This window comes from Acinetobacter sp. YH12132 (assembly GCF_013418645.1).
Classification (GTDB): Bacteria; Pseudomonadota; Gammaproteobacteria; order Pseudomonadales; family Moraxellaceae; genus Acinetobacter; species Acinetobacter indicus.
In genome coordinates, this window is sequence record NZ_VPBR01000007.1 from 50,684 (window position 1) to 66,429 (window position 15,746).

Sequence of the window (15,746 nt, forward strand, 5' to 3'; positions counted from 1 at the left end):
GGAAAAGATTATGTGTGGTATCGTCGGTGGCGTTGCAGAACGTAATATTAGCAATATCCTGATTGAAGGCTTAAAGCGTCTGGAATACCGGGGCTATGACTCTGCCGGTCTGGCGCTAATCAATGGCGGTCATGTATTACGTGAACGTCGTGTCGGGAAAGTGGCCAATCTGGAACAGGCAGTTATTGAAGCCGAATTAACCGGTTCGTTGGGGATCGCACATACACGCTGGGCGACTCATGGCAAGCCAACTGAAAATAATGCCCATCCGCATATTTCAGGCAATGTGGCGGTGGTGCATAACGGAATTATTGAAAACTTCCAGGAACTCAAAGATGATCTGGAAGCGCTTGGCTATGTGTTTACCTCGCAAACCGATACCGAAGTGGTTGCGCATCTGGTCAATGATGCCCTGAAATCAACCCCAAGTTTACTGGAAGCGGTGAAACAGGTGGTGCCGCAGCTCAAAGGCGCCTATGCACTCGGTATTATCCATACCGACCACCCGGATGAGCTGATCACGGTTCGTGAAGGTTCACCACTGGTGATTGGTGTCGGGATTGGCGAAAACTTTATCAGCTCGGACCAGCTGGCGTTGTTGCCAATCACCAACCGCTTTATTTATCTGGAAGAAGGCGATATTGCCCGTTTAACCCGTGAAACCATCGAAGTTTTTGTTGATGGTCAGCTGGTGAACCGTCCGGTGAAAGAGCTGGATGCGACGGTCAGCAATGCCTCTAAAGGTGAATACAAGCACTACATGCTCAAAGAGATTTATGAGCAGCCAGAAGCGATTCAGCAAACCATTTCTCAGGCCTTAAATGGCAATGCGCTGCGTGAAGACTTTCTGGCCCAGGCCGAGCAGGACTTCGCCAACATCCAGCAGGTGCAGATTATTGCCTGCGGTACCAGTTACCATGCCGGCATGATTGCCAAGTACTGGTTTGAACAGCTGATTGATGTACCATGTCAGGTCGAAATTGCCAGCGAATACCGCTATCGCACGCCGGTAATTGTTAACAATACCCTGTATATCTGCATTTCCCAGTCGGGTGAAACCGCCGATACCTTGGCTGCACTGCGCGATACTCAAAAACGTGCTGCAGCCAAAGCGCTGAATATCTGCACCATGGCAATTTGTAACGTAGCCACTTCATCAATGGTGCGCGAAACCCATCACAGCCTGTTAACTTTGGCGGGACCGGAAATTGGCGTGGCATCAACCAAAGCCTTTACTACACAGCTGGCTGCGCTGATGCTGCTGATTCTGAAAATTGGTCAGGTCAAACAGAGCATTGCAGACAGGACGGTTACCGAGATTATCGCGGAATTATGGCATACGCCAAAAGTGATTCTGGATACTCTGCAGCATAACCCGGCGACTCTGCACTTATCTGAGCTGTTTGTGGAAAAGAACCACTGCCTGTTCCTCGGCCGTGGCACCCAGTTCCCGATTGCGCTTGAAGGTGCCCTGAAGCTGAAGGAAATTTCCTATATTCATGCCGAAGGTTATGCCGCCGGTGAACTGAAACATGGTCCGCTAGCTCTGGTCGACAATGAAATGCCGGTGGTGATTCTGGCACCAAAAGATGACATGCTGGATAAACTGAAATCCAACATGGAAGAAGTACAGGCTCGTGGTGGCGAGCTGTTTGTCTTTGCCGATGAGCACAGCGGCATTAAAACCAAAGAGCGTCAGCATGTGGTACATATTCCATCAATCAGTGCGGTGCTGGCGCCAATTGTCTACAGCATTCCGGTCCAGCTGCTGTCCTATCATGTTGCGGTACTGCGCGGTACCGATGTGGATCAGCCACGTAACTTGGCCAAATCGGTGACGGTAGAATAAGCAAAACAGAAAAAGGCTGGTTCATGTTTTTGAGTAATAAAGTTAAATACTAGGTAATAAATAAAAACAAATACTTATGTAAAAAAAGGATGAAACTTTATTACTCTCATATATTCACCGGCCTTTTTTCTTCTGCATGGAGAACAAATAATGACCCAACTGACTTGCTTTAAAGCTTACGATATTCGCGGCAAACTGGGCAGCGAACTGAATGAAGAGATTGCCTATAAAATTGGCCGTGCCTATGGACAAATTTATCAACCTAAAACTGTGGCGATTGGCTGCGACATCCGCCTCAGCAGTGAAGATTTAAAACAGGCCACCATCAAAGGCCTGAATGATGCAGGCGTCAATGTCCTTGATCTGGGCATGACCGGCACCGAAGAAGTCTATTTTGCCGCCTTCCATCTGGATGTCCAGGGCGGGATTGAAGTCACTGCCAGTCACAACCCGATGGACTATAACGGTATGAAACTGGTACGCGAGAATGCCCGTCCAATCAGTGCCGATACCGGCTTAAAAGAGATTCAGGCCTTAGCAGAAGCCGGTACATTTACCGAAGTTGCAGTCAAAGGAACCACGCAATCCTACAATATTTTGCCGGAATTTGTAGATCATCTGATGACCTATATTGATCCGGCCAAGATTCGCCCAATGAAGCTGGTGGTGAATGCCGGCAATGGTGCTGCCGGTCATGTGATTGATGCGATTGAAGATAAATTCAAGGCCCTGAATGTTCCGGTGGAGTTTGTCAAAATTCACCATGAAGCCGATGGTACGTTCCCGAATGGGATTCCGAACCCGATTCTGGTAGAAAACCGCGACAGCACCCGCGAGGCAGTACTGGCACACAGTGCAGATCTGGGCATTGCCTGGGATGGCGACTTTGACCGCTGCTTCCTGTTTGATGAAAAAGGCCAGTTTATTGAAGGCTATTACATTGTGGGGCTGTTAGCACAGGCTTTCTTGCTGAAACAGGCCGGTGAAAAAATTGTGCATGATCCGCGTCTGGTCTGGAACACCTTTGATGTGGTGGAACAGTATCAGGGCGAAGCAATCCAGTCCAAATCTGGGCATGCCTTTATTAAAGATGTGATGCGTGAGCACAATGCGGTGTATGGCGGAGAAATGAGTGCCCACCACTATTTCCGTGACTTTGCATATTGTGATAGCGGCATGATTCCGTGGTTACTGGCGATTGCGGTGCTGTCTGAAACCGGTCAATCTTTATCGAGTCTGGTGGAAGAGATGATTGCCAAGTTCCCCTGCTCAGGTGAAATTAATTTTAAAGTGGCCGATACCCAGGCCACCATTCAAAAGATTTTTGAGCACTATGCCGATCAGAACCCGGCCATTGACCAGACTGATGGCGTAAGTCTGGATTTTGGTGCCTGGCGTTTTAATGTACGGGCCTCCAATACCGAACCGTTATTGCGTTTGAATATTGAAAGTCGCCGTGACCAGCAACCCAAACCAATGCAAGACTATGTCGATGAATTGACCCGTTTGATTCAGGCTTAACACAAAAAATGGAGCGTAAATGCTCCATTTTTTTATTGTACTAGGATGAAGGTGTGACTAACGATAGCCATTGGGATTCTGTTTTTGCCAGTTCCAGCTATCAGCCAGCATATCTTCTAGTGACAATTTAGCCTGCCAACCAAGCTCAGTTTGTGCACGCTGGCAATCAGCATAGAAACTGGCTAAATCTCCATCACGTCGTGCTGCGAATTCAAAGGGAATTTGCACAGCATTAACAGCCTCAAAAGTTTCTTTAATCTTCAGCACTGAAATTGGTTGTCCGGTCCCAATGTTCCAGGCCCGGCAGCCAGACTCAGTCAGGCGATTCTCAACAGCTAAAACATGAGCCTGTGCCAGGTCGACGACATGAATAAAATCTCGCTCACATGTACCATCCTGAGTTGGATAGTCATTGCCAAAAATAGAGAGTTTTTCACGACGACCCACGGCCACCTGGGTCACATAAGGCATCAGGTTATTTGGAATCCCTTGCGGGTCTTCGCCAATCTGACCACTTTTATGCGCGCCGACCGGGTTAAAATAACGTAATAAGGCAATCGACCAGCGCTCATCTGCAATCGCCAGTTTTTCCAACATTTGTTCGATCACCAGTTTGGTATAGCCATAATTATTATTTGGCATACTTAATGGCATATCTTCCTGATAAGGCGATGGATTATATTCCCCATAAACTGTCGCAGACGAGCTAAAGACCAGTTTAAACACCCCTGCGCGTTGCATTGCCTGCGCCAGGCTGATAGACCCGGCAATATTATGCTCAAAATAAGCCAGTGGAATGTGCTGACTTTCCCCCACTGCTTTAAGGCCGGCAAAATGAATCACCGCATCAATCTTGTGCTGCTGGAACAGCTGATCCAGACCGGCACCATCCCGAATATCCCCTTCAATAAAATGAAGACTTTTCTGGGTCAGTGCTTGTACCCGTTGTAATGATTCTGCCGAACTGTTCGACAGGTTATCCAGCACCACCACCTGGTGCCCGGCATTGAGCAGCTCCAGACAGGTATGCGAACCGATATAACCGGCTCCACCGGTAACCAGAATATTAGCCATCTGATTTTCCCAATAAAATTTGTAATAAACCCTGTGTCGAAGCGTCCAGTGCCGATACATCCTGCTGCTGGCCATTTAAAATCGGCAACAGCTGATTGGCAATTTCCTTGCCCTTTTCCACGCCCCACTGATCAAAGGGGTTAATATTCCAGATTACCGACTGGACAAAGACCTTATGCTCATACAAGGCAATCAGCATGCCCAAGCTATACGGATTCAATTCCTGAATCAAGAAGGTTGAACTCGGCTGATTACCGGCATATTGCTTATACGGTGGCAGACTGGCCAGCTCGGCCTGATCTAGCGCCTGATTGCCAAAAGCCAGTAAGCGCGATTGCGCCAGACAGTTAGACAGCGCCAGATGGTGCTGTTCGACCAGCGCCTCTGCACTTTCGGCATAGGTAAACTGGTTGGCATTGTAGCGTTTGACCGGTGCAATAAAGTCACAGCTGACCGCCTGTGTGCCCTGATGTAGCAGCTGATAAAACGCATGCTGGGCATTCGGTCCTACTTCACCCCAGACAATCGGACAGGTATCCAGCTCAACCGCTTCGCCACTGCGCTGAATCGATTTACCATTCGATTCCATTTCCAGCTGCTGCAGATAAGAAGCAAAATATTTTAAGCGGCCATCATAGGGCAAAACTGCATGGGTCTGAATATCCAGGAAATTATTGTTCCAGATCCCGAGCAGACCCATCAACACCGGAATATTCTGTGCAAAGGGTGCGGTCTGGAAATGCTGATCCACCGCATAGGCACCCGCCAGAAAGGCTTTAAAACCTTCCACCCCAATAATTAGCGCAATTGGCAAGCCGATACAGGACCAGAGGGAATAACGGCCACCGACCCAATCCCACAGCAGGAACTGGTTTTCTGGCGCAATGCCCCATGCGGTCATTTTATCGGGCTTGGTCGATACCCCAACAAAATGATGCTGTAATACACGTGCCTGTTTGCCCAAGGCTTTTTCCAGCCATAAACGGACGGTTTGCGCATTGGATAAGGTATCAATGGTACCAAAAGATTTAGAGGAAATAATAAATAGCGTGGTTTCCGGACGCAGCTTATGCAGCAGATCCGAGAGCTGGCTGCCATCCATGGTCGAAACAAAATGTACGCTCAGCGGCTTGGCACTTGGATGTTTAAAATCGGACAGCGCCTGAGTCGCCATCAAAGGCCCCAAATCTGAACCGCCGACGCCGATATTGACCACATCCTGAATTACTTCACCAGTGGCACCGCGGCATTGTCCGGCATGAATTTTTTCCACCAGCTGATACATGCGCTGTAGCTGGGTCTGTACCTGCTGTGCCAGTTCCGGATGAGTACTGTCCTGTTCCGGCAAACGCAGCGCCCAATGCATCGCTGCACGCTGTTCGGTATAGTTAATCGGGTCAGTGGAAAACAGGGTGTTGATCCAGCCCGATAAGTCATGTGCCTCAGCAAAGTGTATCAGCTGCGCCAGTACTTCGGCATCAATACGCTGCTTGCTATAATCAAAAACCAGCGATTTTAAACGTACGGAGAAGTGCTCGAAACGCTGCGCATCCTGGGCAAATAAATCGGTTAAATGGCGCTGTTCAAACTGATTTTTTAAAGTCTGTAACTGTAATAACAGTGAATCACGCGTATGTAGCGCTGCTGAACTGCTCATTAGCGTCCTACTCCCATATAGGCAAAGCCTTGCGCTTTGACAAATTGCGGATCATAGATATTACGTCCATCTAAAATTAGTGGATGCTGCATACTGTTGAGCAAAGTTTTATAGTCCGGACTCCAGTAATGTTTCCAGGCGGTTAACAGGCACAGCGCATGGCTGCCTTTAACAGCTTCATACTGGTCCTGGCACAAGATCAGGTCATCGCGTTCGCCATACAATGCCTGAATTTCCGGCAAGGCCTGCGGATCGTGTAATTTAACCGTGAGCCCTTGCGCCCAGAGTGCCTTGAGCATGGCGTGAATCGGCGAATGGTGCACGCGTGAAGTATTTTCCTTAAAGGCTGCACCCCAGATGGCAATGGTTTTGCCTTTTAAATCACCCTGATAATAGTTCCACAGTTTGCGAAACAGCAGTTCTTTTTGCTGCTCATTAATCTCCCAGACCTGGGCTAAAAGCTGACTTTTGACCCCGGTGGTTGACACGGTATTGGCCAGGGTCAGGACATCATGTGAGAAGTTTTCCCCACCAAAACCGGCGCCCGGATACATATAGGACGCGCCAATCCGGCTATCAGCCGCCATGCCCTGACGCACATGTTCAATATCAATACCCAGTTTTTCGGCCACCACAGCCAAGTCATTGATATAACTGATTCGGGTTGCCAGCATGCCGGAAATACTCAACTTGGTAAATTCCGCATCCAGCACCGGCATAAACAGGTATTGCTGCTTGCGCGGGAATAAAGGGCGTAAAAACTCCTGCACTTTACTCTGTACCTGCGGGTTCATACAGCCCACAGTCAACTGTTCCGCTTGAGTAATACTGGCCAGCGCATTGCCTTCCTGGCTCATATCCGGCAAATATACCCAGTCATCTTCAGGTAGTAGCTGTTTCAGATGTGTCGTCCCCTGCAGACCGAGGGTCGAGGCATTGATCATCAGTTTCGGATGAATGATCGGACGCTGCTGGAGCTGCTGCAACAATTCAATCAGCAGCGGCTCTTCTGCCGGATTCAGGCTAAACAGATAAACATCCATCTCCAGACTCAGCTCTTTCAGGCTACAGTAATGCAGGAAGCCTTGGGCATGTTGCTGCTGCAGCAGGCGATTAACTGCCTCATCCTGAAAATCAGGCGCTTCCGGACTATCTTGCCCGAAAATGTCACACCAGTAGACCTTGTGTCCACATTCTGCCAATAGCGCCGCCATCACTCCGGCATAAAGCGTTCGACCAAAAACTGCAACTTTCATGCTGACCTCTGCCCCGTATTAGTCTTTAAGCTCTTGAATCAACTGTTTAAATGCTGTACCTAAACTTGGATGGTCCACCCCGTAATGCAAGACCGCCTTTAAGTAACCCAGTTTGCTGCCACAATCAAAGGTCTGGCCTTTCATCCGGTAGGCTTCGACGGTTTCCAGCTGCTGTAATGCGGCAATGGCATCGGTCAGCTGGATTTCATTCCCGGCCCCTTTTGGTGTGGTGACCAATAGCTGCATAATTTTGGCCGGCAATACATAACGCCCGATCACGGAAAGATTAGAAGGTGCGCTACCGACCGCCGGTTTCTCGACAATCCCCTGCATGGCCGCACTCTGACCTTCTGCAGGTGCAGCGGCAACATCCACAATGCCATACTGATCGACCAGATGCTCCGGCACGGCCTCGACCATAATCTGCGCCGCCTGTGTGGCATTAAAACGTTCAATCATCAAAGCCAGATCATTTTTTTCTGCCTGATCTTTGACCAGTACATCTGGCAGTAACACGGCAAAAGCCTCATCACCGACAATATCTTTGGCACACAGCACCGCATGACCCAGGCCCAGCGGCTGTGGCTGACGCACACTAACCACGCTGACCTGCGGCGGTAAAATGTCGGTAATTTCTTTTAGCAGATCCCACTTTTGCTTCTGCTCTAATGTGGTTTCCAGCTCAAAGTTACGGTCAAAGTAGTTTTCAATTGACGCTTTGGAAGAATGCGTGACCAGAATAATCTGTTCAATACCGGCAGCAACCGCTTCACGCACCACATATTCAATCGCTGGACGATCGACCACCGTCACCATTTCTTTGGGAATAGATTTACTGGCTGGTAAAAAACGGGTACCCAAACCTGCAACGGGTAAAATCGCCTTCTTAATCATATGCTTTGACCTAATCTCGATATTTTAATTCACTTTAACTTCTTTACCACGTTGATAGCCATCAACATAGTGCTCCAGCTGGCTTAATGCCCAATCAATATCCGATTGCACCGCGGTTAACTCATTGAAGCGCTCAAACACCTGTAATAGCTCATCCAGAGGATACATTTTTTCATAAGAACGCAAAATCCGGCTGTGTTGCGTCATTTCGGTATTATCGGCATCAATCAGTAATTCTTCGTAAAGTTTTTCACCAGGACGTAAACCGGAGTACCGGATTTCAATATCGCCGTCCTGACTGTCAGTTTCACGGACTTTCAGACCGCTGAGGGCAATCATCTGACGGGCCAAATCCTGAATTCGTACCGGCTCACCCATATCCAGCAGGAACACATCGCCACCATGACCCAAGGCACCGGCTTGAATCACCAGCTGTGAAGCTTCGGGAATAGTCATAAAGAAACGGGTCACATCCGGATGGGTCACAGTAATCGGGCCGCCCTTGGCAATCTGCTGTTTAAATAATGGCACCACAGACCCCGATGAACCAAGCACGTTCCCAAAACGCACAATACTGATTTGGGTCTGGTCCTGCGCTTCCGCCATGGCCTGACAGTACAACTCGGCCATACGTTTTGATGCACCCATGACATTGGTCGGACGCACCGCTTTGTCGGTTGAAATCAGCACAAAAGTTTCGACGCCATTTTTCACCGCAGCATTCAGGCTAAAAGCGGTACCAATTGCATTATTTTTCAGACCAGCAATCGGGTTACATTCTACCAGCGGTACATGCTTATAGGCCGCCGCATGATAGACCGTCTGCACCGCATATTGTTCAATAATCCGTTCCAGTTTGGCCTGATCCAGAACCGTACCCAGAACTGGGATAATTTCAACAGTGGATGCCAATCGCAGTTCTTTATCAATGCTATACAAAGCAAATTCAGTCAGCTCATAAATCACCAGTTTCTGCGGCTGGTTTTTAATAATCTGGCGGCATAATTCGGAACCAATTGAACCACCAGCACCTGTAACCATCACCACTTTATCTTTAATATTTTTTTCCAGCAGCTCTGCCACCGGCGGCACCGGATCACGACCCAGCAAGTCAATAATATCAACTTCCTGAATATCGGAGACGCGGATTTCACCATCCACCAGTTTGGTCAGCCCCGGAATTTCAGTAATTTTTAAATGGGCAGGTTCCAGAAATTTGACAATTTCACTTTTACGGCTACGCCCCACAGAGGGTAGGGCAATTAAAATTTCATCAATCCGCAATTTGGCAAAACATTTAAGTGCTGTTTCCGGCAAATAGACATCAATCCCGCCAATATTCTGTCCGCTTAAAGATGGATTATCATCAATAAAGAAAATGGGTAAATGTTCATTAGAGCGGTTTAAGGTCGCAGCCACCTGCTGACCAGCATTGCCTGCACCATAAATCGCGATGCGTTTTTTTGGGATACCCGCCTGCACATAAGAACGGACAATAAAACGGATGATCCCACGGCTAAACCACACCCAGGCGAACATCATAAAGCCGAACATCAGTGGAATAGAAGTTGGAATAAAAGCATCTGTTAAATAGGCCAAGGCATAGAGTCCCGCCACCGCCAGGAAAGTCGCCAGGCCCAGTTTGACCATAAATACTTCATTGTAGGTACGTACAATAAAGCGATACACCCCGAACACAAACAGCAGGATAACCGCAATTGCACTGACCCACAGTGAACCAAACGGAATATTCGGCACCACCTCTGCACCAAGGTCAAACTGACGAATGGCATAACACAGCCAGATTAGGACTGGGAATACACAGAAATCCAAAATGACCAGAAAAGCCAGTTTGGCAGCACGAGGGGATTCGACGAGAGGTAGGATGACGGATTTCACTTGATGTGTCTTCTCAATAGGAATAGTACAGCTCAGTTCAATTGTTAATATTGGAATGATTAAACTGCAAATTAAACTTAGTTTGTAAAATGCATCAGTTGATGCATTTTTTATATAACATTATTGTAGCGTATCTTGAATTAGATACGCTGAATCACCTGGGCAATTGCCTGTTCGGTTGTGCGAATATTATCTTCCGATAAGGTTGGATGCACCAAGAACATCAGGCTGCTTTCACCCAGCTGCTGGGCATTGGCTAGACGCTGTGCAGGTCGCCATGGTGTACCATCAAATGCATGTTCTAAATACACTTCTGAACAGGAACCACTAAAGCAAGGCACGCCCAGTGCATTGATTTCGGCCATAATCCGGTCACGTGACCAACCTTCTGGCAACTGCGCTGTGTTGACCTGTACATAGCACTTATAGTTGGCGTGGACATAATCACTGTCTGGATAATGCACACTAAAATAAGGACTGTCCTGAAATACCTTCAAAATACGTTGGGCATATTCAGTGCGTTTTTGCGTCCATTCTGGCATGCGCTGCAACTGCAGTCGACCAATCACGGCTTGCATTTCCATCATGCGCCAGTTGGTGCCAAAAGAGTCGTGTAACCAGCGAAACCCTGGTGGATGCTGTTTGTTATAAATGCTGTCGTAATTTTTACCATGGTCTTTATACGACCACATTTTTTTCCAGAGCTGTTCATCATTGGTGGTGACCATGCCACCTTCGCCACCGGTGGTCATAATTTTGTCCTGACAGAATGACCAAGCACCAATATGACCAATTGAACCGGCAGGCTTGCCTTTGTACATGGCGCCATGTGCCTGTGCACAATCTTCAATGACATACAGGCCTTTGTCCTGCGCCAGTTGCATAATCGGGTCCATATCACACATCCAGCCCGCCAAATGCACGCAAATAATCGCTTTGGTGTTTGGGGTCAGTACTGCTTCTATGGTACGGGCAGAAATATTTTGTGAGTCGAGTTCTACATCGGCAAACACCGGATTGGCCCCGGCCGTCACAATCGAGCTGGCAGATGCCAAAAAGGTCCGTGAGGTGACAATGACATCATCACCTGCACCAATATTCAGGGCTTTTAAGGCCACATCCAGTGCAACTGTACCATTGGCCAGTGCCACTGCATATTGAGTTCCTGCAAAGCGGGCAAACTCTTTTTCAAATTCGCGACACTCCTGCCCGGTCCAGTAATTCACTTTGTTCGAGAGCAATACTTGAGATACGGCATCTGCTTCCTGTTGAGTAAAGCTTGGCCATGGTTCAAAGGCAGTATTTAGCATGGTTTATCCTGGAATAATCTGATTCTTTAAATATTAAAAACTACTTCTTTTCAAGTATACGCGCTGGGTTGCCAATAACAGTTACACCGGGTGGTACGCTTTTTGTGACAACAGCTCCCATACCCACCACAGCTCCTTTACCAATAACTAGCGGTTGTTCTGGGGTACCCTGCTTAATGACTGCACCTGTACCAATATAGGCATGGTCTTCAATATGAATATTGCCGTTACATTTTACCCCCGGGGCAAATGTGACATAGTCACCAATTACACAGTCATGCGCGACATAACTAAAATAATTGGCATGAAAATACTTACCAATTTGAATATTTGAGGTAAAGTGAACGTGGTTGCATAAAACAGCCCCTTCACCGATATTTACCTCATCCATCATAATCATTGTATCTGCATAAACAGACCAAGCTTTAATGCCTACTAAATCGAGCTTTAAGACAAGTTTTTCTCGGATTTTACTATTGGCTATTGCAATAGCAACATATTTTTCCTGAGCAGGTAAATTTGTAAATTCCTCAAAGTTATATACTTTATGACCATTGATAAAGGCTCTGTTTTCGCCATCATCAATAAATACAAGTTCATAATCTTGTGCAGCTAGATGACTCAATTGTTTTCTAGCTAAAGGCATAACACCACGGCCAAAGCCACTGGCCCCATAAATAGCATACAATATTTTATTACTATTCATCTTTGTTTCCAGTAAAACGAGTCATGGTCACTTCCTCAGATTGATTAATACCTTCTTTAACCAAAACTTTTTTTACTGTTTGAAACATAATTTTAAAATCAAGCCAGATTGACTGATTTTCGACATACCATGTATCCAGTTTAAATTTTTCTTCCCAGCTAATTGAATTTCGCCCATTCACCTGGGCATATCCTGTCATGCCTGGTCGTACATTATGACGCTTGGCTTGTTCTTTATTGTATAAAGGCAAGTAATCCATAAGGAGTGGACGTGGACCGACAATACTCATATCACCTTTGATCACATTCCACAGCTCAGGCATTTCGTCCAAGCTAGTCGCACGTAACATCTTTCCAAATTTTGGTAGTCGCTGTTCATTTGGTAACAAATTACCCTCTGCATCACGCTCATCAGTCATGGTACGAAACTTAATCATTTCAAAAGGTTTACCATGCAAACCTGGACGTACTTGCCGAAATAGTACAGGTGAACCTAAATTCTTGCGTACTCTATAAGCCACATAGAAATATAAAGGAGAAAGTAAAACCAAAGCTACAGAAGCAATAACGATATCAAGTACACGTTTTAACATTTAAATACCTAAAATTTTCATTAATCTTTGATTAACTTTCTCTGCATCGAACTTTTCAACTGCTATTTTATGGCTTTCTGCACCCATAGTACTAATTTCTTCAGGATGCTCAATAAAGTAAATCATCTTTTCTGCCAACGCGTTAGGATTCCATTTAGGAACTAAAAAGCCATTAACGCCATCAACTACAGTTTCTCTACAACCTGGCACATCTGTTGTAATAACAGGTCGCCCCATAGCCATTGCTTCTTGAGTACTTCGTGGTACGCCTTCACGGTAATATGAGGGTAATACAAATACACTCGCTTGCTCTATCCAATCAGCAACATTATTAACATATCCGGGATATTCAATAATATTAGTTTGTATTAAGTCTTGTAACTCTTCCTCTTTAAGACTGCCTAAAGCTGATTTATCAATTGCCCCTAATACAGTAAATTTAATATTAGGATATTTGGATTTTACAATTTTAGCGGCTTTAATATAATCATGAATTCCTTTTTCAGCCAATAATCTTGCAACAAAAATAAAGGATATATCAGAATTAAAATTTTTAGAATATTTGTAATTTTCTAAATTTAAACCTATTCCACCCAAAACTTCTACCTTCTTTACTTTAATTCCATATTTTTGTAATAAGTCTTTTGGATCGTCAGGATTCAAAAAGATAAGCTGATTAAGTTGTGGTAAAGCTATTTTATACAAAAAAACCTGTATCTTTTTTATGAGCTGAGTTTTTTTACTTAAGCCTTCTGGCTGCTCTGTAAATGTATAGCCTAAACCTTCGAGCATACCAACAACACGCGGAGCTTTAGCTAATTTGGCTGCTAAAGTACCAAAAATGACAGGTTTTGAAAAATAAGAAAATACTAAATCCGGATTAATTGCTTTAATTTTTTTTGAGAGTTGATATGTTGCAATCATATCTGCGAATGGATTAAATCCCCCCCTATTTAAAGAATAGGTAACAGGTATGACTCCAAGTTTTTCTATTTTCTTCAGCTCACTAGCAGAATATTCTGAAGTGAAAGCAAAAACTTTATATCCTTTATCTAATAATTTTTTAATTAGATCTAATCTGAAACCTAAAAAACTACTAGCTACTGTACCAATAAGAACAACTTTCATATTTAAAAATATCTATAATAAAAAAAAAGTAGGGCAAGAAAAAAGGTTGAAACTAAACCTAGTTTAAAAAACTCCTTTCCTCCTCTCTTGAATAAAAAGTATACAATTAAGCAATTAATAAATATACCGAAAAACCATGCTATCAAGCCATATCTATTTGAAAAAGCAGCAAAACCGAAAAAGAAATAAGGCAAGGTACATATATAATATATTTTTACTATTTTTTCAAAAAGAAAATTATCTTTAAAAACCTTCTTACTTATAAAAAAATATAAATAAATAAAGCCCAAAGTATAAATAAAAAGATCCCCCTGGAATCCATAACGATAGGAATAATTTCCATCCTCTGCATAATATTTTATAGAGTCATACAAAGGAGAACCTAAAGTAACCGATAGACTTTTAACCAATACCTCATTTACACCCAAGAAATAAAATAATCCAAACAAATTAACAATAAAGAATAAGTAATTTAATTTAATTTTTAGAAATATTAAAAAAGGAATTAATAAGAAATTTGAATAGTGAAAAAAGCAAGACATAATAAAAAAGATAAATGATTTTAATTTATTTTCATGAAAAACATAATAAAATAAAGAATAATAAGCTAAGGCTAGGGCTAATCCCTGCCTTACCCCATTAGAGGATGCAACATAATACCAAGATGAAAGTATAAAAACACAAAAAGAAAATATTAAAAAATAAACCCTATTAAAATCGAATGATTTAGAAATTAAGTTTAAACTTTTAAATATAAAAAAATTAAGAATGAAATTAAGAATGAAAAAATAAATAAGATAATTATCAGTAAAGAGTCTTACTAAAAAAGTTAAAATATCGAATAAATATTCATATCTAAAATCCAAGCTATCCTTATAGAAAAAATTATTAGCATAATTCAGTGAGTCTGCAACAATACTTAAATCTCTATTCGCAACCACTAGTGCAATAATAAAAGAAATAATAATAAAAGATAGATAGGAATAAAGCTTATTTATATTTAAAAACATTCTTAATACCAAAAAATATTATACTAAAAAACAGCATACAGCTAACAAATGGAAAAATTTTGAATCCAATAGCCCAACGTCTTTTCCAGCTTTCTAAGTCTCCAACTTTAACACTCTGATATAAATGTGCTACATAGATATATTTCAAAAAACCTTTAATATATTTTGTAGAAGCCTTTGATTCAGCATAATATTCTAATACATAAGGAACTTTTAACCCTCTGTTAGCTCTAGAATCATCTTCTTCATAGTAAATATTAGAGACAATTTTTGGTGTATAAACTACTTTATAGTTACCAATTATTTTAGACCAAAGCATTAAATCCTCACTAATTGAAACACCTTCAGGAAACAAACCTGCTTCAAATAGTACATCTTTTTTTACAGCTATACTTGGTGTAACAAGTGCACGAGTATTTAAAAGACTATTACCAAACTTTTCAAAAACTTTGGTCTGCTTACTTAAACTTACTATCTTATTACCTAATGCGCTAACTTTCTGGAATCCCATAAGAAAAAATTTCTCATTAGGGTAAGTATCTATAAGGTTATGTAAAGTAGAAAAATAATCCGCCTCCCACCAGTCATCAGCATCAAGAAAACATATAAACTCATATTTACTATTTTTAATACCAATATTTCTCGCTATAGAAACACCTGCATTTTCTTGATGAATAATTGTAATATGCTCATTAATAAATTTCTCAGCTATCTGCTCAGAACCGTCAGTAGAGCCATCATTTACAATTATTACTTCATAAACAAAGTCACCGCTCTGATCTATTACAGATTTTATAGCCCGTTCTATGCCATAAGCTTTGTTATAAAGTGGAATAACAACAGAAAACAT

13 protein-coding genes are annotated in these 15,746 nt (G+C 43.6%); 2 read left to right on the forward strand and 11 right to left on the reverse strand.

Features of this window, described 5'->3' with window-relative positions; genetic code table 11:
* Window positions 1-10: 10 nt before the first annotated feature.
* Both glmS and FTU67_RS09225 read left to right on the forward strand, forming a co-directional pair.
* A complete protein-coding gene (gene glmS, locus FTU67_RS09220) occupies window positions 11-1,849 on the forward strand; it encodes a glutamine--fructose-6-phosphate transaminase (isomerizing) (protein WP_180061656.1) in 1,839 nt (612 codons plus the stop codon).
* 150 nt (window positions 1,850-1,999) lie between these two features.
* The gene (locus FTU67_RS09225; protein WP_180061657.1) at window positions 2,000-3,370 is read left to right on the forward strand and encodes a phosphomannomutase CpsG; all 1,371 of its coding nucleotides are present in this window, start codon (window positions 2,000-2,002) and stop codon (window positions 3,368-3,370) included.
* A gap of 57 nt (window positions 3,371-3,427) precedes the next feature.
* On the opposite strand, the gene galE is transcribed toward FTU67_RS09225, so the two are convergent.
* The 11 genes from galE to FTU67_RS09280 form a co-directional block, all read right to left on the reverse strand.
* Entirely contained in the window at window positions 3,428-4,444 is a 1,017-nt protein-coding gene (gene galE / locus FTU67_RS09230; protein ID WP_180061658.1) for a UDP-glucose 4-epimerase GalE, read from the reverse strand.
* Window positions 4,437-6,101 carry a glucose-6-phosphate isomerase gene (gene pgi / locus FTU67_RS09235; RefSeq protein WP_180061659.1) on the reverse strand — a complete coding sequence of 555 codons (1,665 nt, stop codon included), beginning with the start codon at window positions 6,099-6,101 and terminating at the stop codon, window positions 4,437-4,439. Before pgi ends, galE begins: the two co-directional genes overlap by 8 nt.
* Window positions 6,101-7,357, reverse strand: coding sequence for a nucleotide sugar dehydrogenase (locus tag FTU67_RS09240; RefSeq protein ID WP_180061660.1), 1,257 nt, complete (start codon window positions 7,355-7,357; stop codon window positions 6,101-6,103). Before FTU67_RS09240 ends, pgi begins: the two co-directional genes overlap by 1 nt.
* 18 nt (window positions 7,358-7,375) lie before the next feature.
* Window positions 7,376-8,251, reverse strand: a complete 876-nt coding sequence (gene galU / locus FTU67_RS09245; RefSeq protein WP_180061661.1) for a UTP--glucose-1-phosphate uridylyltransferase GalU — start codon at window positions 8,249-8,251, stop codon at window positions 7,376-7,378.
* Between the two features lie 24 nt (window positions 8,252-8,275).
* Window positions 8,276-10,150, reverse strand: a complete 1,875-nt coding sequence (locus tag FTU67_RS09250; protein WP_180061662.1) for a nucleoside-diphosphate sugar epimerase/dehydratase — start codon at window positions 10,148-10,150, stop codon at window positions 8,276-8,278.
* A gap of 140 nt (window positions 10,151-10,290) precedes the next feature.
* Complete coding sequence (locus FTU67_RS09255; RefSeq protein WP_180061663.1) at window positions 10,291-11,460, reverse strand: DegT/DnrJ/EryC1/StrS aminotransferase family protein; 1,170 nt, start codon at window positions 11,458-11,460, stop codon at window positions 10,291-10,293.
* Between the two features lie 40 nt (window positions 11,461-11,500).
* Window positions 11,501-12,166 carry an acetyltransferase gene (locus FTU67_RS09260; RefSeq protein WP_180061664.1) on the reverse strand — a complete coding sequence of 222 codons (666 nt, stop codon included), beginning with the start codon at window positions 12,164-12,166 and terminating at the stop codon, window positions 11,501-11,503.
* On the reverse strand, window positions 12,159-12,758 hold the full coding sequence (locus tag FTU67_RS09265) for a sugar transferase (RefSeq protein WP_180061665.1): 600 nt from the start codon (window positions 12,756-12,758) through the stop codon (window positions 12,159-12,161). The genes FTU67_RS09260 and FTU67_RS09265 overlap by 8 nt, the downstream gene beginning before the upstream one ends.
* Complete coding sequence (locus FTU67_RS09270; protein ID WP_180061666.1) at window positions 12,759-13,886, reverse strand: glycosyltransferase family 4 protein; 1,128 nt, start codon at window positions 13,884-13,886, stop codon at window positions 12,759-12,761. It lies immediately after the preceding gene.
* 2 nt (window positions 13,887-13,888) lie between these two features.
* Window positions 13,889-14,896, reverse strand: a complete 1,008-nt coding sequence (locus FTU67_RS09275) for an EpsG family protein (RefSeq protein WP_180061667.1) — start codon at window positions 14,894-14,896, stop codon at window positions 13,889-13,891.
* On the reverse strand, window positions 14,877-15,746 hold the full coding sequence (locus FTU67_RS09280; protein WP_180061668.1) for a glycosyltransferase family 2 protein: 870 nt from the start codon (window positions 15,744-15,746) through the stop codon (window positions 14,877-14,879). The genes FTU67_RS09275 and FTU67_RS09280 overlap by 20 nt, the downstream gene beginning before the upstream one ends.

What these genes read in the sequence shown, in the direction of transcription:
- glmS (WP_180061656.1), top strand. Translation starts at nt 11, where the DNA reads ATGTGTGGTATCGTCGGTGGCGTTGCAGAACGTAATATTAGCAATATC.
- FTU67_RS09225 (WP_180061657.1), top strand. Translation starts at nt 2,000, where the DNA reads ATGACCCAACTGACTTGCTTTAAAGCTTACGATATTCGCGGCAAACTG.
- galE (WP_180061658.1), bottom strand. Translation starts at nt 4,444, where the DNA reads ATGGCTAATATTCTGGTTACCGGTGGAGCCGGTTATATCGGTTCGCAT.
- pgi (WP_180061659.1), bottom strand. Translation starts at nt 6,101, where the DNA reads ATGAGCAGTTCAGCAGCGCTACATACGCGTGATTCACTGTTATTACAG.
- FTU67_RS09240 (WP_180061660.1), bottom strand. Translation starts at nt 7,357, where the DNA reads ATGAAAGTTGCAGTTTTTGGTCGAACGCTTTATGCCGGAGTGATGGCG.
- galU (WP_180061661.1), bottom strand. Translation starts at nt 8,251, where the DNA reads ATGATTAAGAAGGCGATTTTACCCGTTGCAGGTTTGGGTACCCGTTTT.
- FTU67_RS09255 (WP_180061663.1), bottom strand. Translation starts at nt 11,460, where the DNA reads ATGCTAAATACTGCCTTTGAACCATGGCCAAGCTTTACTCAACAGGAA.
- FTU67_RS09260 (WP_180061664.1), bottom strand. Translation starts at nt 12,166, where the DNA reads ATGAATAGTAATAAAATATTGTATGCTATTTATGGGGCCAGTGGCTTT.
- FTU67_RS09265 (WP_180061665.1), bottom strand. Translation starts at nt 12,758, where the DNA reads ATGTTAAAACGTGTACTTGATATCGTTATTGCTTCTGTAGCTTTGGTT.
- FTU67_RS09270 (WP_180061666.1), bottom strand. Translation starts at nt 13,886, where the DNA reads ATGAAAGTTGTTCTTATTGGTACAGTAGCTAGTAGTTTTTTAGGTTTC.
- FTU67_RS09275 (WP_180061667.1), bottom strand. Translation starts at nt 14,896, where the DNA reads ATGTTTTTAAATATAAATAAGCTTTATTCCTATCTATCTTTTATTATT.
- FTU67_RS09280 (WP_180061668.1), bottom strand. Translation starts at nt 15,746, where the DNA reads ATGTTTTCTGTTGTTATTCCACTTTATAACAAAGCTTATGGCATAGAA.